22 protein-coding genes are annotated in these 23586 nt (G+C 58.9%); 20 read left to right on the top strand and 2 right to left on the bottom strand.

Annotated elements, in window-relative coordinates; translation table 11 throughout:
• Positions 1–40: 40 nt before the first annotated feature.
• The 12 genes from fabZ to ispD all read left to right on the top strand — a co-directional run bounded on the left by fabZ (position 41) and on the right by ispD (position 14520).
• Complete coding sequence (fabZ, locus tag ACP7EE_RS18630; RefSeq protein ID WP_008028982.1) at positions 41–481, top strand: 3-hydroxyacyl-ACP dehydratase FabZ; 441 nt, start codon at positions 41–43, stop codon at positions 479–481.
• Entirely contained in the window at positions 478–1254 is a 777-nt protein-coding gene (lpxA, locus tag ACP7EE_RS18625; protein ID WP_420648324.1) for an acyl-ACP--UDP-N-acetylglucosamine O-acyltransferase, read from the top strand. Before fabZ ends, lpxA begins: the two co-directional genes overlap by 4 nt.
• A 2-nt stretch (positions 1255–1256) precedes the next feature.
• On the top strand, positions 1257–2387 hold the full coding sequence (gene lpxB, locus ACP7EE_RS18620; protein WP_426206168.1) for a lipid-A-disaccharide synthase: 1131 nt from the start codon (positions 1257–1259) through the stop codon (positions 2385–2387).
• A gap of 11 nt (positions 2388–2398) precedes the next feature.
• The gene (gene rnhB / locus ACP7EE_RS18615) at positions 2399–3025 is read left to right on the top strand and encodes a ribonuclease HII (RefSeq protein ID WP_426206222.1); all 627 of its coding nucleotides are present in this window, start codon (positions 2399–2401) and stop codon (positions 3023–3025) included.
• Between the two features lie 76 nt (positions 3026–3101).
• Positions 3102–6623: a DNA polymerase III subunit alpha gene (gene dnaE / locus ACP7EE_RS18610; protein ID WP_426235773.1), complete on the top strand. Its 3522-nt coding sequence runs from the start codon at positions 3102–3104 to the stop codon at positions 6621–6623.
• A 140-nt stretch (positions 6624–6763) separates the two neighbouring features.
• Positions 6764–7711: an acetyl-CoA carboxylase carboxyltransferase subunit alpha gene (locus ACP7EE_RS18605; RefSeq protein WP_420648321.1), complete on the top strand. Its 948-nt coding sequence runs from the start codon at positions 6764–6766 to the stop codon at positions 7709–7711.
• A 125-nt stretch (positions 7712–7836) separates the two neighbouring features.
• Entirely contained in the window at positions 7837–9165 is a 1329-nt protein-coding gene (gene tilS, locus ACP7EE_RS18600; protein ID WP_426235770.1) for a tRNA lysidine(34) synthetase TilS, read from the top strand.
• A 274-nt stretch (positions 9166–9439) separates the two neighbouring features.
• Positions 9440–11071 (top strand): CTP synthase, encoded by a 1632-nt coding sequence (locus ACP7EE_RS18595; RefSeq protein ID WP_420648319.1) that lies wholly within the window; start codon positions 9440–9442, stop codon positions 11069–11071.
• Positions 11072–11076: 5 nt separating this feature from the next.
• Entirely contained in the window at positions 11077–11922 is an 846-nt protein-coding gene (kdsA, locus tag ACP7EE_RS18590; protein ID WP_426235768.1) for a 3-deoxy-8-phosphooctulonate synthase, read from the top strand.
• 156 nt (positions 11923–12078) lie between these two features.
• Positions 12079–13368, top strand: a complete 1290-nt coding sequence (eno, locus tag ACP7EE_RS18585; RefSeq protein WP_426235766.1) for a phosphopyruvate hydratase — start codon at positions 12079–12081, stop codon at positions 13366–13368.
• A gap of 169 nt (positions 13369–13537) precedes the next feature.
• Positions 13538–13816, top strand: a complete 279-nt coding sequence (gene ftsB, locus ACP7EE_RS18580; protein ID WP_007908838.1) for a cell division protein FtsB — start codon at positions 13538–13540, stop codon at positions 13814–13816.
• A complete protein-coding gene (ispD, locus tag ACP7EE_RS18575; protein WP_426206173.1) occupies positions 13813–14520 on the top strand; it encodes a 2-C-methyl-D-erythritol 4-phosphate cytidylyltransferase in 708 nt (235 codons plus the stop codon). Before ftsB ends, ispD begins: the two co-directional genes overlap by 4 nt.
• Here the strand turns inward: ispD and ACP7EE_RS18570 are convergent.
• Positions 14517–15413 (bottom strand): LysR substrate-binding domain-containing protein, encoded by an 897-nt coding sequence (locus ACP7EE_RS18570; RefSeq protein ID WP_426206175.1) that lies wholly within the window; start codon positions 15411–15413, stop codon positions 14517–14519. The genes ispD and ACP7EE_RS18570 overlap by 4 nt on opposite strands.
• Positions 15414–15529: 116 nt before the next feature.
• On the opposite strand from ACP7EE_RS18570, the gene ACP7EE_RS18565 reads away from it, so the two are divergent.
• The 8 genes from ACP7EE_RS18565 to rpoS all read left to right on the top strand — a co-directional run bounded on the left by ACP7EE_RS18565 (position 15530) and on the right by rpoS (position 22742).
• The gene (locus ACP7EE_RS18565; RefSeq protein ID WP_420648315.1) at positions 15530–16642 is read left to right on the top strand and encodes an S-(hydroxymethyl)glutathione dehydrogenase/class III alcohol dehydrogenase; all 1113 of its coding nucleotides are present in this window, start codon (positions 15530–15532) and stop codon (positions 16640–16642) included.
• Between the two features lie 59 nt (positions 16643–16701).
• Positions 16702–17547 carry an S-formylglutathione hydrolase gene (gene fghA, locus ACP7EE_RS18560; protein ID WP_426235764.1) on the top strand — a complete coding sequence of 282 codons (846 nt, stop codon included), beginning with the start codon at positions 16702–16704 and terminating at the stop codon, positions 17545–17547.
• A 44-nt stretch (positions 17548–17591) separates the two neighbouring features.
• Positions 17592–18065, top strand: coding sequence for a 2-C-methyl-D-erythritol 2,4-cyclodiphosphate synthase (ispF, locus tag ACP7EE_RS18555; protein WP_038979164.1), 474 nt, complete (start codon positions 17592–17594; stop codon positions 18063–18065).
• Positions 18062–19120 (top strand): tRNA pseudouridine(13) synthase TruD, encoded by a 1059-nt coding sequence (gene truD, locus ACP7EE_RS18550; protein WP_426235762.1) that lies wholly within the window; start codon positions 18062–18064, stop codon positions 19118–19120. Before ispF ends, truD begins: the two co-directional genes overlap by 4 nt.
• A complete protein-coding gene (surE, locus tag ACP7EE_RS18545) occupies positions 19108–19857 on the top strand; it encodes a 5'/3'-nucleotidase SurE (protein ID WP_426235760.1) in 750 nt (249 codons plus the stop codon). The genes truD and surE overlap by 13 nt, the downstream gene beginning before the upstream one ends.
• A gap of 41 nt (positions 19858–19898) precedes the next feature.
• The gene (locus tag ACP7EE_RS18540) at positions 19899–20534 is read left to right on the top strand and encodes a protein-L-isoaspartate(D-aspartate) O-methyltransferase (protein ID WP_420648384.1); all 636 of its coding nucleotides are present in this window, start codon (positions 19899–19901) and stop codon (positions 20532–20534) included.
• 212 nt (positions 20535–20746) lie between these two features.
• Positions 20747–21628: a peptidoglycan DD-metalloendopeptidase family protein gene (locus ACP7EE_RS18535; protein ID WP_426235758.1), complete on the top strand. Its 882-nt coding sequence runs from the start codon at positions 20747–20749 to the stop codon at positions 21626–21628.
• Between the two features lie 106 nt (positions 21629–21734).
• Positions 21735–22742: an RNA polymerase sigma factor RpoS gene (rpoS, locus tag ACP7EE_RS18530; RefSeq protein WP_426235756.1), complete on the top strand. Its 1008-nt coding sequence runs from the start codon at positions 21735–21737 to the stop codon at positions 22740–22742.
• Positions 22743–23216: 474 nt separating this feature from the next.
• On the opposite strand, the gene fdxA is transcribed toward rpoS, so the two are convergent.
• Complete coding sequence (gene fdxA, locus ACP7EE_RS18525) at positions 23217–23555, bottom strand: ferredoxin FdxA (RefSeq protein ID WP_420648309.1); 339 nt, start codon at positions 23553–23555, stop codon at positions 23217–23219.
• Positions 23556–23586: the final 31 nt, after the last annotated feature.

The following is a 23586-nucleotide window of genomic DNA, read 5'->3' as shown; positions in this document are numbered from 1 at the left end:
AGTCGCGCGTTCCCAATCTTTACATAGGCTTCCTCCCGAAATGATGGACATCAACGAGATTCGCGAATACCTGCCTCACCGTTACCCGTTCCTGCTGGTGGACCGGGTCGTGGATCTGGATGTGGAAGGCAAGCGCATTCGCGCCTACAAGAATGTCAGCATCAACGAACCGTTCTTCAATGGTCACTTCCCGGCGCATCCAATCATGCCCGGCGTACTGATCATCGAAGCCATGGCTCAGGCTGCGGGGATTCTGGGCTTCAAGATGCTGGACGTGAAGCCGGCTGATGGCACCCTGTACTACTTCGTCGGCTCCGACAAGCTGCGCTTCCGCCAGCCGGTCAAGCCAGGCGATCAGTTGATCCTCGAGGCAACGTTCATCAGCTGCAAGCGCAAGATCTGGAAGTTTGAATGCCAGGCTTCGGTCGATGGCAAGCCGGTCTGCTCCGCCGAAATCATCTGCGCGGAACAAAAAGTATGAGTTTGATTGACCCTCGCGCAATCATCGATCCGTCGGCCGTTCTGGCTGACGGCGTCGAGGTCGGCCCGTGGTCGATCGTCGGCGCAGGTGTGGAAATCGGCGAGGGTACAGTGATCGGGCCACACGTGATCCTCAAGGGTCCGACCCGCATCGGCAAACACAATCGCATCTACCAGTTTTCCTCGGTAGGCGAAGACACGCCTGACTTGAAGTACAAGGGTGAAGAAACCCGTTTGGTGATCGGTGACCATAACGTCATCCGTGAAGGCGTGACGATTCACCGTGGCACCGTGCAGGATCGTTCCGAAACGACGCTGGGCGATCACAACCTGATCATGGCCTACGCGCACATCGGTCATGACAGCGTTATCGGTAACCACTGCATTCTGGTCAACAACACCGCGTTGGCCGGGCACGTTCACGTCGATGACTGGGCGATCCTCTCCGGTTTCACCCTCGTGCATCAGTATTGCCATATCGGCGCCCACAGCTTTTCCGGCATGGGTACGGCGATCGGCAAGGATGTGCCAGCGTTCGTTACCGTGTTCGGCAACCCGGCCGAAGCGCGCAGCATGAACTTCGAAGGCATGCGCCGTCGCGGTTTCAGCGAAGACGCGATCCACGCTTTGCGCCGCGCCTACAAAACGGTTTACCGCCAAGGCTTGACCGTTGAGCAAGCGCTGGGCGAACTGGCCGAGCCTGCTGCGCAGTTCCCGGAAGTCGCCATTTTTCGTGACTCGATCCAGTCGTCGACTCGCGGCATCACTCGCTGATCATGGCCAATTTGCGTATTGCGCTGGTAGCGGGTGAGGCTTCCGGTGACATTCTCGGCGCCGGTCTGATGCGTGCTCTCAAGGCTCAGCACCCGACGGTCGAGTTCATCGGCGTCGGCGGCCCGCTGATGGAAGCCGAAGGCATGACCTCGCATTTTCCAATGGAACGTCTGTCGGTGATGGGCCTGGTGGAAGTTCTCGGGCGCTTGCGTGAGTTGCTCAAGCGCCGCAAGGACTTGATCGCGATGCTGATCGCGCAGAAGCCGGACGTGTTCATCGGTATCGATGCCCCGGATTTCAACCTCAATATCGAACTCAAGCTGCGTCAGGCCGGGATCAAGACTGTGCATTACGTCAGCCCGTCGGTGTGGGCATGGCGCCAGAAACGCGTGCTGAAGATTCGCGAAGGTTGCGATCTGATGCTCACGCTGTTCCCGTTTGAAGCCAAATTCTACGAAGAGAAGGGCGTACCGGTACGGTTCGTCGGCCATTCGCTGGCCGATGCCATTCCCCTGCAGGCCGATCGCGAAGCCGCGCGTGCCGAGTTGGGCTTGCCTGACGGGCCGCTGGTGGCATTGATGCCCGGCAGCCGTGGCGGCGAAGTTGGTCGTCTCGGCGCGTTGTTCCTCGATACCGCCGAACGTCTGCGCGCGATGCGCCCCGGTGTGCGTTTCGTCATGCCTTGCGCCAGCCCGCAGCGTCGGGTGCAACTTGAAGAATTGCTCGCCGGGCGTGATCTGCCGGTAACCCTGCTCGATGGCAAGTCGCATCTGGCACTGGCGGCGTGCAACGCGGTGTTGATCGCCTCCGGTACTGCCACGCTTGAAGCGCTGCTGTACAAGCGGCCGATGGTGGTTGCCTATCGTCTTGCACCGCTGACGTTCTGGATTCTCAAACGCATGGTCAAGAGCCCTTATGTGTCCTTGCCAAACCTCTTGGCTCAGCGCCTGCTGGTGCCGGAATTGCTGCAAGACGATGCGACGGTCGAAGCGCTGGCGCAGACTCTTTCGCCACTGATCGAAGGCGGGGAAGAGCAGACGCGCGGTTTCGACGAGATTCACCGCACCCTGCGTCTGGACGCGTCCAATCAAGCGGCGCAAGCCGTGCTGAACCTGATCGGTCAAACACGATGAGCAAGACAACGATGCAGATGGGCCTCGATTTCACCCTGGTCGCCGAAGTCGAAGAGCTGGTGGCCGGTGTCGATGAAGTCGGACGCGGCCCGTTGTGCGGCGCGGTAGTTACCGCTGCGGTGATCCTCGATCCGAACCGGCCGATCCTCGGTCTCAATGATTCGAAGAAGCTCACCGAAGCCCGTCGCGAAAAGCTCTATGACGAAATCTGCGAGAAAGCCCTGAGCTGGTGTATCGCGCGTGCCGAAGTTGAAGAAATCGACAAGCTGAATATCCTCCATGCCACCATGCTGGCCATGCAGCGCGCAATTGCCGGGCTGCATATTCAGCCAAAACTGGCGATGATCGACGGCAACCGCTGCCCGCATTTGCCGATGCGAGCTGAGGCCGTGGTCAAGGGCGACAGCAAGGTTCCGGCCATTGCCGCGGCGTCAATTCTGGCCAAGGTCAGTCGTGATCGCGAGATGTCGGCGTTCGAGCTGATTTATCCGGGTTATGGCATCGGCGGGCACAAAGGCTATCCGACGCCCGTTCATCTGGAAGCCCTCGCACGGCTTGGGCCGACGCCCATTCACCGTCGCTCGTTCGCCCCGGTGCGTCTGGCGTACGAGGCGCTGGAAGGCCTGACACAGGTTTAAGCGCAAGGCTGATGTTTTCGCCAAGGCCCGGTACAATCCGGGCCTTGTTGTTTTCATGACTATACGCAGGATCACTATGCCGGCTTCATTCGTTCATCTACGCCTGCACACTGAATACTCCCTGGTCGACGGGCTGGTGCGGATCAAGCCGTTGGTCAAGGCCCTGAACAGCCTGAACATGCCGGCCGTTGCGGTCACCGACCAGAACAACATGTGTTCTCTGGTCAAATTCTATAAAAACGCCATGGGTGCCGGGATCAAGCCGATCTGCGGCGCCGACCTGTGGCTGTCGAACAAGGATCCGGACGCGCCGCTGAGCCGGATCAGCCTGTTGGCGATGAACGCTCAGGGCTATCGCAACCTGACCGAACTGATCTCCCGTGGCTTCATTGATGGCCAGCGCAATGGCTCCGTCATCATTGAGCGCGAGTGGGTGGCCGAGGCCAGCGCCGGGTTGATCATGCTCTCGGCGGCGAAAGAGGGCGAAATCGGCATGGCCCTGATCAGCGGCAACATCGCTGAAGCCGAGGCCCTGACGCGCGAATGGATGAGTGTCTTCCCGGATCGTTTCTATCTGGAAATCCAGCGCACCAATCGCCCCAACGATGAAGAACAACTGCACGGCGCCGTGGCCCTGGCCGACAAGCTCGGCGCGCCGCTGGTGGCGAGCAACGATGTGCGCTTCATCAAGCAGGAAGATTTTGCTGCCCACGAAACCCGCGTTTGCATCGGTGAGGGCCGCGCCCTCGACGATCCGCGGCGATCGAAGAATTACAGCGATCAGCAGTACCTCAAAAGCGCCGAGGAAATGGCCGAGCTGTTCAGCGATATTCCCGAGGCGCTGGAAAACACCGTCGAGATCGCCAAACGCTGCAACATCGAAGTGAAGCTGGGTACGCACTTTCTGCCCAACTTCCCGATTCCCGATGGCATGACCATCGATGAATATTTCCGCAAGGTATCGTTCGAAGGTCTGGAAGATCGCTTGTCGGTCCTGCTGCCCAAGGACACCACCGAGGACTACGAGGCCAAGCGTCAGGTCTACGTTGACCGGTTGAATTTCGAGCTGGATATCATCATCCAGATGGGCTTCCCCGGTTACTTCCTGATCGTTATGGACTTCATCCAGTGGGCCAAGAGCAACGGCGTGCCGGTCGGCCCGGGTCGTGGATCGGGTGCCGGTTCGCTGGTGGCCTATGTGCAGAAGATCACCGACCTCGATCCTCTGGAATATGACCTTCTGTTCGAACGTTTCCTCAACCCGGAACGGGTATCCATGCCCGACTTCGACGTCGACTTCTGCATGGACGGGCGGGACCGGGTAATCGACTACGTGGCCGAGAAATACGGTCGCAACGCAGTAAGCCAGATCATCACCTTCGGTTCCATGGCCGCCAAGGCTGTGGTGCGTGACGTGGCGCGGGTGCAGGGCAAGTCCTACGGTCTGGCGGATCGTCTGTCGAAGATGATTCCGTTCGAAGTCGGCATGACTCTCGAGAAAGCCTACGAGCAGGAAGAGATCCTGCGCGACTTCATCAAGGTCGATGAAGAAGCGGCTGAAATCTGGGAGATGGCGCGCAAGCTTGAAGGCGTGGTGCGTAACGTCGGTAAGCACGCCGGTGGTGTGGTTATCGCGCCGACCAAGCTGACGGACTTCTCGCCGATCTATTGCGACGAAGCGGGCGACGGTCTGGTAACCCAGTTCGACAAAGACGACGTGGAGGCTGCCGGTCTGGTGAAGTTCGACTTCCTCGGTCTGCGAACCCTGACGGTTATCGACTGGGCGCTGAAGACCATCAACCGCGACCGCGCCAAGGTCGATCAGCCGCCGCTGGACATCGCCTTCATCCCGCTGGACGACAAGCCGACTTATCAACTGCTGCAAAAAGCCGAAACCACAGCGGTATTCCAACTCGAGTCGCGCGGCATGAAAGAGCTGATCAAAAAGCTCAAGCCCGACTGCCTGGAAGACTTGATCGCACTGGTGGCGCTGTTCCGTCCGGGCCCGCTGCAATCGGGCATGGTTGACGACTTCATCAACCGTAAGCACGGTCGCGCCGAACTGGCCTACCCGCACTCGGATTATCAGTACGAAGGTCTCAAGCCAGTTCTGGCACCGACCTACGGCATCATCCTGTATCAGGAACAGGTGATGCAGATTGCCCAGGTCATGGCCGGTTACACCCTCGGCGGTGCGGACATGCTGCGTCGGGCCATGGGTAAGAAAAAGCCCGAAGAAATGGCCAAGCAGCGCGGCGGTTTCATCGAAGGTTGCAAGACCAACAATATTGACGCCGATCTTGCCGGTAACATTTTCGACCTGGTGGAAAAATTCGCCGGTTACGGCTTCAACAAGTCTCACTCCGCCGCCTATGGTCTGGTGTCTTACCAGACTGCCTGGCTGAAAACCCATTACCCGGCGCCGTTCATGGCTGCGGTACTCTCGGCGGACATGCACAACACCGACAAGGTCGTGACCTTGATCGAAGAAATTCGCACCATGAAGCTGCGTCTCGACGCGCCGGATGTGAACACTTCGGAATTCAAGTTCACGGTAAATGACGAAGGCCGGATCATTTATGGCCTCGGCGCGATCAAGGGTGTGGGCGAGGGGCCGGTCGAGGCAATCACCGAGGCGCGTCAGGACGGGCCGTTCAAGGATTTGTTCGATTTCTGCGCCCGGGTCGACCTCAAACGCATCAACAAGCGCACGCTCGACGGATTGATCCGCAGCGGCGCGCTGGATCGTCTCGGTCCGTACTTCCATGAAGAGCAGAAGGCGTATCAGGCCAACATCGATCGCAATCGCGCGGTACTGCTGGCGGCGATGGAAGGGGCGATCAAGGCTGCCGAGCAAACCGCGCGCACCCATGACAGCGGTCACGCCGACCTGTTTGGCGGACTGTTCGTCGAGGCCGATGCCGATGTTTACGCGACCCATCGCAAGGCCAAGGAGCTGACGCTAAAGGAGCGGCTCAAAGGTGAGAAAGACACCTTGGGTCTGTACCTGACCGGTCACCCGATCGACGAATACGAAGGCGAAATCCGCCGTTTCGCCCGCCAGCGCATCATCGACCTGAAACCGGCCCGGGATACGCAGACCGTGGCGGGGATGATCATCGCCCTGCGGGTGATGAAGAACAAAAAGGGCGACAAGATGGGCTTCATCACCCTCGACGACCGCTCCGGACGGATCGAGGCGTCGCTGTTTGCCGAAGCGTTCCATTCCGCGCAATCGCTGTTGCAGACCGACGCGATGGTGGTGGTCGAGGGCGAAGTCAGCAACGACGACTTCTCCGGTGGCCTGCGCCTGCGGGTCAAGCGCGTGATGAGCATGGAAGATGCACGCACCAATCTGGCTGAAAGCTTGCGTCTGAAGCTGCAGACTCAGGATCTGAAGGGCGATCAGCTACGCTGGTTGGGTGACCTGCTCAAGCGTCATCGCGGCGCGTGCCCGATCACCATGGAGTACACCAGCCCCGACGCGAAGACCTTGCTGACGTTCGGCGAGACCTGGCGAATCGATCCGGCGGATGCGTTGATTCAAGCCCTGCGTGACCAGTTCGGGCGAGACAACGTCTTCCTCCAATACCGTTGACCGGCAGGGTGCCACCAAGCGCCTTGCCCGCGACCTGAATTTTTAATCTCGACCTTAGCGCGCCTTTTCCTTAAGGTAGGGCGCGAATAGACAACCGGCCGGCCCAAGCTCATTTGGGACACGACCCAAGACGGACGCCTATGAACCCGAATTTTCTAGATTTCGAACAGCCGATCGCCGACCTGCAAGCCAAGATCGAAGAGTTGCGCTTGGTCGGTAATGACAATTCGCTGAATATCGGCGATGAGATCTCCCGCCTGCAGGACAAGAGCAAAACGCTCACCGAAGACATCTTCGGCAAACTGACCAGCTGGCAGATCGCACGTCTGGCGCGTCACCCGAAGCGCCCGTACACCCTGGACTATATCGAGCACATCTTCACCGAGTTCGACGAACTGCACGGCGACCGTCACTTCTCCGACGACGCGGCAATCGTTGGCGGTATCGCTCGCCTCGACGAGCAGCCGGTGATGATCATCGGTCACCAGAAAGGCCGCGAAGTGCGCGAGAAAGTTCGTCGCAACTTCGGCATGCCGCGTCCGGAAGGCTACCGCAAGGCCTGCCGTCTGATGGAGATGGCCGAGCGTTTCAAAATGCCGATTCTGACCTTCATCGACACGCCGGGGGCTTACCCTGGGATCGACGCTGAAGAGCGCAACCAGAGCGAAGCCATCGCCTGGAACCTGCGTGTCATGGCACGCCTGAAAACCCCGATCATCGCCACCGTTATCGGTGAAGGTGGTTCTGGCGGCGCACTGGCGATTGGCGTCTGCGACCAACTGAACATGCTGCAATATTCGACCTACGCGGTGATCTCACCGGAAGGTTGCGCTTCGATTCTGTGGAAAACCGCCGAAAAAGCACCGGATGCCGCAGAAGCAATGGGCATCACTGCCGAGCGCCTGAAAGGTCTGGGCATTGTGGACAAGGTGATTGGCGAGCCTCTGGGCGGCGCCCACCGTGATCCGGCTGCGGCTGCTGCATCGATCCGTGCCGAGCTGAGCTCGCAACTGGCGATGCTGCAGAAGTTCGATAACGAAGCGCTGCTCAAGCGCCGTTATGATCGACTGATGAGCTACGGTCTCTAAGTCGACCGCAGTAACCCTGTAGGAGCTGCCGCAGGCTGCGATCTTTTGACCTTGTTTGTTTTAAGATCAAAAGATCGCAGCCTGCGGCAGCTCCTACAGGTTTTTATGAGAAGTGATCAATCTCCATGAATACTTCGAAAAGTGATCTGCTCTCCCGGCTTCTGCTGAATCTCGAGCCTTGGCGCAATGCCGCCCACTGGCGCATCGCCTTCTCCGGTGGTCTCGACTCCACCGTCCTGCTGCACATCCTCGCCCATCTCGCAAAATTCGGTCCCATGCCGGCACTCAGCGCCATCCATGTCCATCATGGCCTGCAGCCTGTGGCTGACGCGTGGCCTAAGCATTGCCAAGAATTTTGTGAAGCGCTGGGCGTCCCATTACAGGTGGTTCGCGTGCAGGTGCAAACGGGTGCAAGCCTGGAGCGCGCCGCGCGGGATGCTCGCTACGTGGCGTTCAGTTCCGTGACGCAAGCCGATGATGTCCTGCTGACCGCGCAGCACCGTGACGATCAGGCGGAAACTCTGCTGTTTCGGCTGCTGCGTGGCGCCGGCGTGCGTGGTTTGTCCGGCATGCCGGCCGAGCGGCCGTTGGGGCAGGGTAGGCTGGTGCGGCCGTTGCTCGACGTGACCCGTGCCGAGCTGGAGGCCTACGCGCAAGCCAACCAACTGAGCTGGATCGAAGACCCGTCCAATCAGGATCGCCAGTTCTCGCGCAATTACCTGCGCCATCAGGCAATGCCGGTGCTTACCGCGCGCTGGCCGCAGGCACAGGCGAGCATGGCGCGCAGTGCGGCGCATCTGAGGGAGGCGCAGGGATTGCTCGACGAGCTGGCGCAGATTGATCTGGCTGGCGCCAACACTTCACATGAATTCGAATGGCTGCGAATTCCTTCTTTGCAAATGAGCGTACTGACGACGCTGTCACCCGCGCGTCAACGCAATGCGCTCAGCCATTGGCTGCAAGCGCTGACGCGACTGCCAGACACTGACCATTGGTCGGGTTGGACGGATCTGTGCACTGCCGCCAGCGACGCTTCGCCGATCTGGCGTCTGGCGGATGGCGAACTGCACAGAAGTGCCGGCCGTGTGTGGTGGCTGAGTAATCGATGGCTGCGCACACCGGTGGTCAGCGACCTTTGGCACGAGCCTGCGCAGCCACTACGCTTGGGCGATAACGGTCATGTGATGTTCAGCGGTCCGGCTCCCGCAGGCCCGCTGCACATTCGCTATCGGCAGGGCGGTGAGGTGCTGCATCTGGCCGAGCGTGGCCATCGCGACCTCAAACGCCTGCTTAATGAGCGCGCGGTGCCGGGCTTCGTGCGTGGCAGATTGCCGCTGCTGTTTCGTGGCGAAGAATTGCTCGCGGTGGCGAACCTGCCGGGGCTCGACGGCAATCCGCAGCAAGGCTGGCGATTGCATTGGGGTCACGCGGAAGAAGATCAAGGTTTGAGATGAAGGGGGCATTCCGGTAGACTACGCTCCCTTCTTGATACAACTTCTGTGGATTCGCCTGAATTGCAGGAGTTGCCGATTACCAAGCAGTCTTTGCTGGGCGATTCCAAAAAATGTGTAGCGAGCAACGTACCGGTGTTTCACCTGCCGGTCTGTCCCAACGCGGCGGTTTTTTTGAAAGGTGCACTGTGATTAATGCAGGTGATCGGGGGCTTCGGCCTTCCTTCGCTTTCCCCGGCGGCTCGTACCGCTTTAACGCAGACTTCTAGGGTTTTTCATGACGCGCTACATATTCGTCACGGGCGGTGTTGTTTCTTCTTTGGGGAAAGGCATTGCATCGGCATCATTGGCGGCGATCCTGGAGGCGCGGGGGCTTAAGGTCACCATGCTCAAACTGGATCCGTACATCAACGTCGATCCGGGCACCATGAGCCCGTTCCAGCACGGTGAGGTGTTCGTCACCCACGACGGCGCCGAGACTGACCTGGACCTGGGCCACTACGAGCGGTTCATCCGCACGACCATGACCCAGAACAACAACTTCACCACCGGCCGTGTCTACGAGCACGTGCTGCGCAAAGAGCGTCGTGGCGACTACCTGGGTGCAACCATCCAGGTAATTCCGCACATTACCGACGAGATCAAGCGCCGCATCATCAAAGGCGCGGGCGATGCTGACGTGGCAATGGTCGAGATCGGTGGCACCGTGGGTGACATCGAGTCGCAACCGTTCCTCGAAGCCATCCGTCAATTGCGCTTCGAAGTCGGCGCCAAGCGCGCGATGCTGATGCACCTGACGCTGGTGCCGTACATCGCCACCGCTGGCGAGACCAAAACCAAGCCGACTCAGCATTCCGTCAAGGAACTGCGTTCGATCGGCCTGCAGCCAGACGTACTGGTGTGCCGTTCCGATCACCCGATCGACATTTCGTCGCGTCGCAAGATCGCCCAGTTCACCAACGTTGAAGAACGTGCGGTGATTGCGCTGGAAGACGCCGACACTATCTACAAGATCCCGGGCATTCTGCACTCGCAGGGTCTGGATGATTTCGTGGTTGAGCGTTTCGGCCTGCAATGCGGCAGCGCTGACCTGTCCGAGTGGGAAGCAGTGGTTGACGCCAAGCTGAACCCGGAACACGAAGTGACCATCGCGATGGTCGGCAAGTACATGGAGCTGCTGGATGCCTACAAGTCGCTGATTGAAGCGATGAGTCACGCCGGCATCAGCAACCGCACCAAGGTCAACCTGCGCTACATCGATTCCGAAGACATCGAGAACCAGGGCACTGCCTTGCTCGAAGGTGTTGACGCGATCCTCGTACCGGGCGGCTTCGGTCTGCGCGGCGTGGAAGGCAAGATCACTGCCGTGCAGTTCGCTCGCGAAAACAAGATTCCATACCTCGGCATTTGCCTGGGCATGCAAGTCGCGGTCATCGAGTTCGCACGTAACGTGATGGGCTGGAAAGACGCCAACTCCACCGAGTTCGACAGCAAGAGCGGCCACCCGGTCGTGGGTCTGATCACCGAGTGGGAAGATGCTACCGGCGCGGTCGAAACCCGTACCGAAGCGTCCGATCTGGGCGGCACCATGCGTCTCGGCGCTCAGGAATGCCTGCTTGAAGCCGGCTCCAAAGTGCATGACTGCTACGCCAAGGATGTGATTGTCGAGCGTCACCGTCATCGCTACGAAGTGAACAACAACCTGCTGCCACAGATGATGGAAGCCGGCCTGAAAATTTCCGGCCGTTCCGCTGACGCAGCGCTGGTTGAAGTGGTCGAAGCTGCGGATCACCCATGGTTCGTCGCTTGCCAGTTCCACCCGGAGTTCACCTCGACACCACGTGACGGTCATCCGCTGTTCAGTGGCTTCGTCAAGGCAGCATTGGCTCAACACCAGAAGAAGGCGTAACCCCGATGGCACAGAAGATCATCCGCGTCGGCGACATCGAGATTGCCAACGACAAACCCATGGTGCTGTTCGGCGGCATGAACGTGCTGGAAAGCCGCGACATGGCCATGCAGGTTTGCGAAGAGTACGTGAAGGTTACCGAAAAACTCGGTATCCCTTACGTGTTCAAGGCCAGCTTCGACAAGGCCAACCGGTCTTCTGTGACCTCCTATCGTGGTCCTGGCCTGGAAGAAGGCATGCGCATCTTCCAGGACATCAAGGAAGCCTTTGGCGTGCCGATCATCACCGACGTCCACGAGCCTGATCAGGCTGCAGTGGTCGCCGAGGTCTGCGACATCATTCAGTTGCCGGCCTTCCTGTCGCGCCAGACCGACCTTGTGGTCGCGATGGCCAAGACCGGCGCAGTGATCAACATCAAGAAAGCCCAGTTCCTCGCCCCGCACGAGATGAAACACATCCTCAGCAAGTGCGTGGAAGCGGGTAACGATCAGTTGATTCTCTGCGAGCGTGGTTCGAGCTTCGGCTACAACAACCTCGTGGTCGACATGCTCGGCTTCGGCATCATGAAGCAGTTCGAATACCCGGTGTTCTTCGACGTGACCCACTCGCTGCAAATGCCTGGCGGTCGTTCCGACTCCGCTGGCGGCCGTCGCGCCCAGGTCACTGACCTCGCCAAGGCTGGCATCAGCCAGTCGCTGGCCGGTCTGTTCCTCGAAGCTCACCCGGATCCGGACAACGCCAAATGCGACGGCCCTTGTGCCTTGCGCCTGGACAAACTGGAGCCATTCCTGGCCCAGCTCAAAGCTCTGGACGAACTGGTGAAGAGTTTTCCGACGGTAGAAACCGCGTAACACTCGAATCTCCGGTAAAGTACCGCACGATTTGTCGCTCATGCCCTCGGGCATGAGCGTTGTCGTCTGCAAGTCTGCCCGCTGTACCTCGCTTGCCGACGATTGAAGATTTCCTCTAGCTGCGTCGTTTTCGTCAACTTTGGAGTGTTTACAACAATGGCAAAAATCGTCGACATCAAAGGTCGTGAAGTTCTCGACTCCCGTGGCAATCCCACCGTGGAAGCGGACGTGCTTCTCGACAACGGCATCATCGGCAGCGCTTGCGCGCCGTCCGGTGCATCCACTGGCTCGCGTGAAGCACTCGAGCTGCGTGATGGCGACAAGAGCCGTTACCTGGGCAAGGGCGTGCTCAAGGCAGTAGCCAACATCAACGGTCCGATCCGCGATCTGCTGCTGGGTACTGACCCAAGCGACCAGAAAGCGCTGGATCACGCGATGATCAAGCTCGACGGTACCGAAAACAAAGCAACCCTGGGCGCCAACGCCATCCTCGCGGTGTCTCTGGCTGCGGCCAAGGCTGCTGCACAGGATCAGGACCTGCCGCTGTACGCACACATCGCCAACCTGAACGGCACGCCGGGCGTTTACTCGATGCCGGTGCCGATGATGAACATCATCAACGGTGGCGAGCACGCCGATAACAACGTCGATATCCAGGAATTCATGGTTCAGCCTGTTGGCGCCAAGTCTTTCTCGGAAGGTCTGCGCATGGGCACCGAGATTTTCCATCACCTCAAAGCTGTGCTGAAGGCCCGTGGCCTGAGCACTGCGGTAGGCGACGAAGGTGGTTTCGCACCGAATCTGGCGTCCAACGAAGATGCACTGAAAGTGATCTCTGAAGCTGTGGCCAACGCCGGTTACAAGCTGGGCACCGACGTGACCCTGGCACTGGATTGCGCGGCCAGCGAGTTCTACGAAGACGGCAAGTACAACCTGTCCGGCGAAGGTCAGGTGTTCACTGCTGAAGGTTTCGCCGACTACCTCAAAGGTCTGACCGAGCGTTACCCGATCATCTCCATCGAAGACGGTCTGGACGAGTCCGACTGGGCTGGCTGGAAGATCCTCACCGACAAAGTCGGCGAGAAAGTGCAGCTGGTTGGCGACGACTTGTTCGTGACCAACACCAAGATCCTGAAAGAAGGCATCGATAAAAAGATCGCCAACTCGATCCTGATCAAGTTCAACCAGATCGGCACCCTGACCGAAACTCTGGAAGCCATCCAGATGGCCAAGGCTGCCGGTTACACCGCCGTGATCTCGCACCGCTCGGGCGAAACCGAAGATTCGACCATTGCCGACCTGGCTGTGGGCACCTCGGCTGGCCAGATCAAGACCGGTTCGCTGTGCCGTTCCGACCGCGTTTCCAAGTACAACCAACTGCTGCGTATCGAAGAGCAGTTGAATGGCAAAGCCAAGTACAACGGTCGCTCCGAGTTCCGCGGTTAAGCGATTGCTGGTAAAAAGACAGCGGATTGTGTCGAAAAACTCGCAACAGCGATGAATTTGCCACTAATCTGATGCCTTATATGCACAAGCCTGGATATTCCAGGCTTCGTGCTATCAGATGCTTCAAGTTTTGCATGGCTGTCTTTTTTCACTGGATACCTGATATTCGATGCGCAGTCCCTATTGGTTGTTTCTCGTCTTGCTCTTGCTCCTGGCCGGTTTGCAGTACCGCCTGTGGGTGGGCAATGGCAGCCTCGCGCAAGTGGCCGAATTGAATCAGCAGATTGCCGATCAACACGCCGAGAACGAAGGCTTGCTGGAACGCAACCGGGTGATGGACGCCGAAGTCAGTGAGCTGAAGAAAGGCATGGAGACCGTTGAAGAACGCGCTCGCCATGAACTGGGCATGGTCAAGGACGGCGAAACCCTTTACCAGTTGGCCCAATGATCGATTCCCTGCCGGCCTTCTGGGCCGTGATTCCTGCCGCGGGCGTCGGTGCCCGAATGGCCGCGGACCGTCCCAAGCAATATTTGCAACTGGGCGGGCGCACAATTCTTGAACACAGCCTCGGCTGTTTCCTCGATCACCCGAGCCTCAAAGGCCTGGTGGTCAGTCTTGCTTCTGATGATCCTTATTGGCCGAACCTGGCCTGCGCCAGCGACTCGCGTATTCAGCGTGTCGAGGGTGGCAGCGAGCGTTCCGGTTCAGTGCTCAATGCGTTGCTGTACCTGCATGCGCAAGGTGCCGACGATGAGGATTGGGTACTGGTGCACGATGCGGCACGGCCCAATCTGAGCCGCGATGACCTCGACAAACTGCTGAGTGAACTGGCTGACGATCCAGTCGGCGGTCTGCTGGCGGTGCCTGCGAAAGACACGCTGAAGCGGGTCGACAAGCACGGTCGCGTGGTTGAAACCGTGGATCGCAGTGTGATCTGGCAGGCGTATACGCCGCAGATGTTCCGCCTCGGCGCTTTGCATCGTGCGCTGGCAGACAGTCTGGTCGCCGACGCGGTGATTACCGACGAAGCCTCGGCGATGGAGTGGGCCGGTCTGGCCCCGCGTCTGATCGAAGGTCGCGCAGACAACCTCAAAGTCACCCGCCCCGAAGATCTCGAATCGCTGCGCCAGCGCTGGGCCAACCGCCGCTAGAGCCGATACTCCGGCCGTTCGGCCAAGCCTTCCTTGAGAAAATCCACCAGTTTGCGCACTTTCGGCGACAAGTGTCGCTGTTGCGGATACAACGCCCACACGGCTGTGTTCGGCGGTTGATGCGCCTCCAGCAGGGAAATCAATGCGCCGCTGTGCAGATGCTCCAGCACGTAATAATCCGGCAACTGACACAACCCCACCCCTTGCAGCGCTGCATCGAGCACCGCTTGCCCACTGTTGCAGCGCCAGTTTCCCTGCACCCGTTGGGAAAATTCCCGCCCGTTTTGCTCTAACTGCCACATATCCGAGCTGCCGATCAGGCAATTGTGCCGACTGAGTTCCGACAAACTGTGTGGGCGACCATAGCGTTCGACGTAGGAAGGTGACGCGCAGAGATACATGCGGCGCGGCGCCAAGCGTGTCGCCACCAGCCGCGAATCCTGCAAACGGCCGAGCCGGATCGCCAGATCGAGGCCTTCATGCACGAGGTCGAGTTGGCGGTTGCTCAACTCGATGTCGATGCGCAATTGCGGATACAGACCCATGAACCGCGTCACCAGCGGCACGATGAATCGTTCGCCGTAAGCCACGGCGCAGGTCATGCGCAGCATGCCTTTGGGTTCGCTGGTCAGATCACCAACCGCGCGCAAAGCCTCTTCGCGTCCATCCTGCAGGCGTTGGCAATGTTGCAGAAAGGTCTGTCCGGCCTCGGTCAGCGTCACGCGGCGGGTACTGCGATACAGCAGGCGCGTCTGTAAACGCTCTTCCAGTCGTACGATTTGTCGACTGACGTGTGAGGAAGAAACCCCCAGGCGTTCAGCGGCAGCGGTGAACTGGCTGCATTCGGCAACGGCAACAAACTCGTCGATGCCTTCCCAGCGGTTTTCGGACATCAGGATTATCCCTGTGTGGCAATAATGTTTTGCTTTTGTCCGGATTATTCATCGTAAAGCTGTGTATTACACTCACTGTCTGCTTTTTTATTTAATGGATTCACTGGAGAGTCAGCATGATCAAGTCGCGCGCCGCCGTTGCCTTCGAGGCCAAGAAACCGCTGGAAATCGTAGAAGTCGATGTCGCCATGCCCAAGGCCGGTGAAGTGTTGCTGCGCGTGGTGGCTTCCGGGGTTTGCCACACTGACGCCTACACTTTGTCCGGCGCCGATCCGGAAGGCATCTTCCCGTCGATCCTCGGCCACGAAGGTGGTGCGATCGTTGAGGCAATCGGCGAGGGCGTGACCTCGGTTGCAGTCGGCGACCATGTGATTCCGCTGTACACCCCGGAATGCGGCCAGTGCAAATTCTGTAAGTCGGGCAAGACCAACCTGTGTCAGGCGATTCGCGCGACTCAGGGCAAAGGCTTGATGCCGGACGGCACTTCGCGTTTTTCCTACAAGGGTCAGACGATTTTCCACTACATGGGTACTTCGACGTTTTCCGAATACACCGTGCTGCCGGAAATCTCCGTGGCCAAAATCGCCAAGGACGCGCCGCTGGAGAAGGTCTGCCTGCTCGGTTGCGGCGTCACCACCGGCATCGGCGCCGTGCTCAACACCGCCAAGGTCAAGCCGGGTGACACCGTAGCGATCTTCGGTCTCGGTGGCATCGGCCTTTCGGCAGTCATCGGCGCAGTGAAGGCCAAGGCAGCACGCATCATTGCCATCGACATCAATCCGGCCAAGTTCGAAATTGCCAAACAATTGGGCGCGACCGACTGCGTCAACCCGAAGGACTTTGATCGCCCGATTCAGGAAGTGATCGTCGACATGACTGACGGCGGCGTCGACTTCTCCTTCGAGTGCATCGGCAATGTGCAACTGATGCGCGCAGCGCTTGAGTGCTGCCACAAAGGCTGGGGCGAATCGGTGATCATCGGCGTGGCCGGTGCCGGTCAGGAAATTTCCACTCGTCCATTCCAGTTGGTGACCGGTCGTGTCTGGCGCGGTTCGGCGTTCGGCGGCGTACGTGGCCGTACCGAACTGCCAAGCTACGTCGAGATGGCGCAGAGCGGGGAAATCCCGCTGGATACTTTCATCACCCACACCATGGGCCTGGAAGATATCAACAAGGCATTCGACCTGATGCACGAAGGCAAGAGCATCCGTACCGTCATTCATTTCTGATCATTCGCGACAGCTACGGTTGCGTAGGTAAGCAGCCGTAGTCGCGTAGGAGTCTTTACATGAACCTGGAAAACATCTCCTGTCAGAAAAGTTTTGGCGGCTGGCACAAACGCTATCGACATCGCTCGGATGTGCTCGGTTGCGACATGGTGTTTGCCGTGTACCTGCCTCCGCAGGCAGAGCAGGGCGGCAAGTTGCCGGTGCTGTACTGGCTGTCGGGCCTGACCTGCACCGACGAAAACTTCATGCATAAGGCCGGCGCGCTGCGCATGGCCGCCGAGCTCGGGCTGATCATCGTTGCGCCGGACACCAGTCCGCGCGGCCCGGATGTGCCGGGTGATCCGGATGGCGCGTGGGATTTCGGCCTTGGTGCCGGGTTTTATCTGAATGCCACGCAGGAACCCTGGTCGCGGCACTATCGGATGCATGACTACGTCGTGCAGGAATTGCCTTCACTGGTTGAAGCGCATTTCCCGGCGTCGGGCAAACGCAGCATCAGCGGCCACTCCATGGGCGGTCACGGTGCGCTGGTTTGCGCGTTGCGTAATCCGGGGCGCTATCAGTCGGTGTCGGCGTTTTCGCCAATCAACAACCCGATGGATTGCCCGTGGGGGCAGAAAGCGTTCTCTCGCTACTTGGGCGAAGACCGTTCGAAGTGGAAGGAGTGGGATGCTTGTGCGCTGATCGCCGAAGCTGACGAGAAGCTGCCGTTGCTGGTCGATCAAGGTGATCGCGATGACTTCCTCGAGAATCAGCTCAAGCCCGAAGCCCTGCAACAAGCGGCAAAACAAGCGGGTCATCCGCTGACGTTGCGTCTGCAACCGGGCTACGACCACAGCTATTTCTTCATCGCCAGCTTCATAGACGACCACTTGCAGCATCATGCACGCGCCCTCAAGGGCTAATGCAGGTAGAATCACGCCCTGACAAAAATCGGGGCGTTTTTTTTATGCGTATTGGCCACGGCTATGATGTGCACCGTTTCGCTGAAGGCGATTTCATTACTCTGGGCGGCGTGCGCATTGCACACAGCTTCGGGCTGCTCGCTCATTCCGACGGTGACGTCCTGCTGCACGCCTTGAGCGATGCCTTGCTCGGTGCTGCGGCGCTGGGTGATATCGGCAAACACTTCCCGGATACCGACCCGCAATTCAAGGGCGCCGACAGCCGTGTTCTGCTGCGGCATGTGGTCGCGTTGATCCACGCCAAAGGCTGGAAAGTCGGCAACGTCGACAACACCATCGTTGCCCAGGCGCCGAAAATGGCCCCGCATATCGAATCGATGCGCGCGCTGATTGCCGCGGATCTTCAAGTAGAACTGGATCAAGTCAACGTGAAAGCCACCACCACTGAAAAACTCGGCTTCGTCGGTCGCGAAGAAGGCATTGCCGTGCATTCCGTTGCCCTGTTGCTGCGCGCATGAACGAACTGCAATTGCTCGGCCCTCGCGCCTATGGTGACGCCCTCGGCACCGCGGTACTGAAAGCCATCGCCGAAGATTTTCAGGTCGATGAAGTGCTCGACATCCCGTTCAGCGGCGATGGCGAGCACCTGTGGATCTGGGTGGAAAAGCGCGGTTTGAACACCGAAGAAGCTGCGCGGCGGATCGCCAAGGCCGCCGGGGTGCCGTTGCGCACGGTCAGCTACGCCGGGCTGAAAGATCGTCAGGCGCTGACCCGACAGTGGTTCAGCGTGCAGTTGCCGGGCAAGGCTGATCCGGATCTGTCGGCGGCGGAAAACGACACGCTGAAGATCCTCAAGACCACGCGCCACAAGCGCAAGCTGCAACGCGGGGCGCACTCGGCTAACGGTTTCACTCTGCGCCTGACCCAATTCACTGGCGACAAGGCCGCGATTGAAGAGCGGCTGCAGCTGATCCTTAAACAAGGTGTTCCGAATTATTTCGGCGCTCAGCGTTTCGGCTTTGATGGCGGCAATGTGGTCGATGCTCGAGACTGGGCAGCGCGCAAGGCCTTGCCGGAGCAGCGCAACGTGCGCTCGCGCCTGCTCTCGACCGCGCGCAGTTTTCTGTTCAATCAGGTGTTGGCGGCGCGGGTTGCCGATGGCACCTGGCAACGTGCTCTGGTCGGTGATCTGCTGGCGTTTACCGACAGCCGCAGCTTTTTCCCGGCTGGCGAGGCCGAGTGCAGTGATCCGCGTCTGGCGATTCTGGATTTGCATCCGACCGGCCCGCAGTGGGGCGAAGGTGACTCGCCGACCACGGGTGCTGTCCATGAACAGGAGCAGAAAATTGCCGCCCGTGAGGCGGACCTGCGCGATTGGTTGATTAACGCCGGTATGAGCCACGAACGTCGCATCCTTCGACTGCCCATTGGCGGGTTGACGTGGCATTATCCCGAGCCTGACATTCTGCAACTGGAATTCGTCCTCCCGGCCGGATGCTTTGCCACCGTATTGGTGCGCGAGCTCGTTGATCTGGTGCCGGTGGGGCAGACGGACAGCCCATGCGTATTCTGATTTCGAACGACGATGGGGTAACCGCACCCGGTCTCGCCGCGCTTTATGCTGCGCTGGCGGATTACACCGAGTGCGTGGTTATCGCCCCGGAGCAGGACAAGAGTGGCGCCAGCAGTTCGCTGACGCTCGACCGTCCGTTGCATCCGCAATATCTGGCCAACGGCTTTATCAGCCTCAATGGCACACCGACCGATTGCGTGCACCTGGGGCTTAACGGCTTGCTGGAGCGGCAACCGGACATGGTGGTTTCGGGCATCAATCTCGGCGCCAACCTGGGCGATGACGTGCTGTATTCCGGCACCGTGGCGGCCGCTCTTGAGGGGCGTTTCCTTGAGCGTCCGTCCTTCGCCTTCTCGCTGGTGTCGCGCCAGGTCGACAACCTCGCCACAGCCGCCCACTTTGCGCGCAAACTGGTCGAGGCCCATGCCGGTCTCGATCTGCCACCGCGTACGGTGTTGAACGTGAACATTCCCAATCTGCCCATCGATCACATTCGCGGGATTCAGCTGACCCGTCTGGGCCATCGCGCCCGCGCGGCGGCGCCGATGAAAGTGGTCGACCCGCGCGGCAAGGCTGGCTACTGGATTGCCGCTGCCGGTGACGCTGAAGACGGCGGCCCGGGCACCGATTTTCATGCTGTGATGCAAGGCTATGTTTCGATCACGCCGTTGCAGCTTGATCGCACTTTCAATGATGCCTTCAGAAGTCTCGACGGCTGGCTGGAGGGACTCGGCTGATGGCTCGTGAACAGGACGACAGACTGCGCAGCGGTATCGGCATGACCTCCCAGCGCACTCGCGAACGGCTGATCCAGCGTCTGTATGAAGAAGGCGTATCGAACGCCAAGGTGCTGGAAGTCATCCGCCGCACGCCGCGTCATCTGTTTGTCGATGAAGCGCTGGCGCACCGCGCTTATGAAGACACCGCGCTGCCAATCGGCCACAACCAGACCATCTCCCAGCCTTATATGGTGGCGCGCATGAGCGAGCTGCTGCTTGAGGCCGGGCCGCTGGACAAGGTCATGGAGATCGGCACCGGTTCGGGTTATCAGACCGCTGTACTGTCGCAACTGGTCGAGCGGGTGTTCTCGGTTGAACGCATCAAGGTCTTGCAGGACCGCGCCAAGGAGCGTCTGGTCGAACTGAACCTGCGCAACGTGGTATTCCGTTGGGGCGATGGTTGGGAAGGCTGGCCGGCACTGGCGCCGTATAACGGCATTATTGTCACAGCTGTGGCCACTGATGTGCCGCAGGCGTTGCTCGATCAATTGGCACCGGGCGGGCGGTTGGTGATTCCGGTCGGCTCTGGAGAAGTGCAGCAACTGATGCTGATCGTGCGTGAAGAACACGGTTTTTCCCGACGCATTCTCGGTTCTGTGCGTTTTGTGCCATTGCTCAATGGGCCGCTGGCCTGAGCATTTGTTCAACGGCGCTGAATTCCTTCGCCGCGCCCCTGTCTTACAGCGGCAGTGATCGCTTAAACAGGATCGATTGTCGGCAGGCAAACGTGTGCGCCGAGCGTTATCGCTACATTAAAGGTGAAGGCCGTTCGGCCCGTTATACTTGCGACGCTACATGCCGGAATTCGGCATTCCATATTTTTCAGCCACCACAAAGGGAGCGGCGGGTGAGTCTCACTGTCATTGCGCAGCGTATGGGTAACACGAGCTTTCAGCGCCTGGTGACTGGCCTTGTCTTGAGCACCTTGCTGGTCGGTTGCTCCAGCACCAAATCGAGCAACGTGCGGGTAGTCGATCGCAACAATTCGGCGGCTCAGCGTCCTACAGTGACGACCGGACAGTATGTAGTCCGTCCGGGCGATACGATGTTCTCGATCGCGTTTCGCTACGGCTGGGACTACAAAGCCCTCGCTGCCCGGAACAATATTCCTACGCCGTATACGATCCATCCGGGTCAGACAATTCGCTTCGACGGACGCACCGGTTCAACACCGACAGCGGTGGTCAGCAACTCCAGTTCTTCACCGTCCTCGTCGAGCAAAACCACGGTAATCCGGCGTCAGGCGAATGGCACGACCACCACCACAACCACCGGTACTGCGGCTGGTTCTGCGGTGGTTGTACCGTCCGTCGGTAACAAGTCCGCACCCCCTCCACTGCCTCCGGCAGGCCCGGCCCCGACCGGCTGGGGATGGCCATCTAATGGCATTCTCATTGGCAAATTCTCCTCAAACGGTAGTTTGAATAAAGGAATTGATATCGCCGGAGATTTGGGACAGCCTGTTTTAGCTGCGTCTGATGGGACGGTGGTATACGCCGGGAGTGGCTTAAGGGGCTACGGCGAATTAGTCATCATCAAACACAGTGAAACCTACGTCAGTGCTTACGGACACAACCGTCGGCTGTTGGTACGGGAGGGGCAGCAGGTCAAGGTCGGACAGACAATTGCCGAAATGGGGTCAACGGGTACAGACCGGGTGAAACTGCATTTTGAGATTCGCCGACAAGGTAAACCTGTAGATCCGCTGCAGTTCCTGCCAAGACGTTGATTTGTAGACCAGCCTGTTTCTTCACGTAGAGGGGACAGGCTCCAGCGTTGCCAAGGATAGAGGCGTCGCTTGAGCTTGGGGTCGAACTCACCAAAGGACTATAACAATGGCTCTCAGTAAAGAAGTGCCGGAGTTTGACATCGACGATGAGGTTCTCCTGATGGAGACCGGCATCGATTCGGATTCGATGTCGAATGATGAAGGGGCTGCTCCACCTTCTGTTCGCGCCAAATCCAAACACTCCGCTTCACTTAAACAACATAAGTACATCGACTACACGCGGGCACTTGATGCCACGCAGTTGTATCTCAACGAAATCGGCTTTTCCCCATTGCTCTCACCGGAAGAAGAAGTTCATTTTGCGCGTTTGTCGCAAAGTGGCGACCCTGCCGGGCGTAAGCGCATGATTGAAAGTAACCTGCGGCTGGTGGTGAAAATCGCCCGGCGTTACGTCAATCGGGGGCTGTCTCTGCTGGATCTGATTGAAGAGGGCAACCTCGGATTGATCCGCGCGGTAGAAAAGTTCGATCCCGAGCGCGGCTTCCGCTTCTCGACCTACGCAACCTGGTGGATTCGTCAAACCATCGAGCGCGCGATCATGAATCAGACCCGGACCATCCGGTTGCCGATTCATGTGGTCAAGGAACTCAACGTGTACCTGCGAGCTGCACGCGAGCTGACACAAAAGCTCGATCACGAACCCTCACCCGAAGAGATCGCCAACCTGCTGGAAAAAGCGGTGGGTGAGGTCAAGCGCATGCTTGGCCTGAACGAGCGGGTTTCTTCGGTCGACGTCTCGCTGGGTCCGGATTCGGATAAAACCCTGCTGGACACCCTCACGGATGATCGCCCAACCGACCCATGCGAACTGCTACAGGATGACGATCTGTCGCAGAGCATCGATCAGTGGCTCTCTGAGCTGACCGACAAGCAGCGCGAGGTGGTGATTCGCCGCTTCGGCCTGCGCGGGCACGAGAGCAGCACGCTGGAAGATGTTGGCCTGGAGATCGGCCTGACCCGGGAACGGGTGCGGCAGATCCAGGTTGAAGGCCTCAAACGCCTGCGCGAGATCCTGGAGAAAAATGGCCTGTCGAGCGAGTCGCTGTTTCAGTAAGCGTATCGCCTGATCGCCCGCAAAAAGCCCCGACTGTTTCGGGGCTTTTTGTTGGCCAAAGAGAAGCAGGGCACTTGGCGGGATTTGTAGTCTCTCGTTGTAAGCCTTTGCTGACTGTCCCGTAAGTGTTCGTTATTTTTACACCGGGGTAGACGTCGATCGCTTCAAATGAATAGGTCTAACACTTTGATTTAGATCGTTATTATTTTAAATGAACAGCTTATTACAACAATTTCCAGCATTCAGGTGCGGTTGCTCCTGACGGCGAATTCTCTAGTATCTGAACTGTGTCGACGGACAGACACGCCCTTCAAGGACGAGGGGAATGGACATCGCAGGACGCGATTCATCAGGACGATGAAAAGGAATACAGGGAATAGGGAAAAAATGTGGGCGGGTCAAACCGCCCCTTTTTTTTGCCTGCAGAAAAGCGAAAAGGCCCGCATGGGGCCTTTTTGCAGAGCGCTCGGTGAATCAGCGTTCGAGGTCTTTCAGCTTGCTGCCTACAGACTTGTTGATCACGCGATCGAACTCCTCGGCATTCGGCATCGAGTCTTTCTTCTCGGTGATGTTCGGCCAGATCTCCGCCAACTCGACGTTCAACTGAATGAACTCTTGCATGTCTTCCGGGACTTCATCCTCGGAGAAAATCGCAACGGCCGGGCATTCTGGTTCGCACAGGGCGCAGTCGATGCACTCATCCGGGTGAATCACCAGGAAGTTCGGGCCTTCGTAAAAGCAGTCCACCGGACACACTTCTACGCAGTCGGTGTACTTGCACTTGATGCAGTTGTCGGTGACGACGAAGGTCATTTCTAATTTTCTCCTCAGGCGGCGGCAGCGT

Origin of the sequence: Pseudomonas sp. TWP3-2 (assembly GCF_049897765.1) — a bacterium.
In the GTDB taxonomy this organism is placed as follows: Bacteria; Pseudomonadota; Gammaproteobacteria; order Pseudomonadales; family Pseudomonadaceae; genus Aquipseudomonas.
Note: the sequence above shows the minus strand (reverse complement) of the source record. Positions and strands in the feature narration are given on the sequence as shown.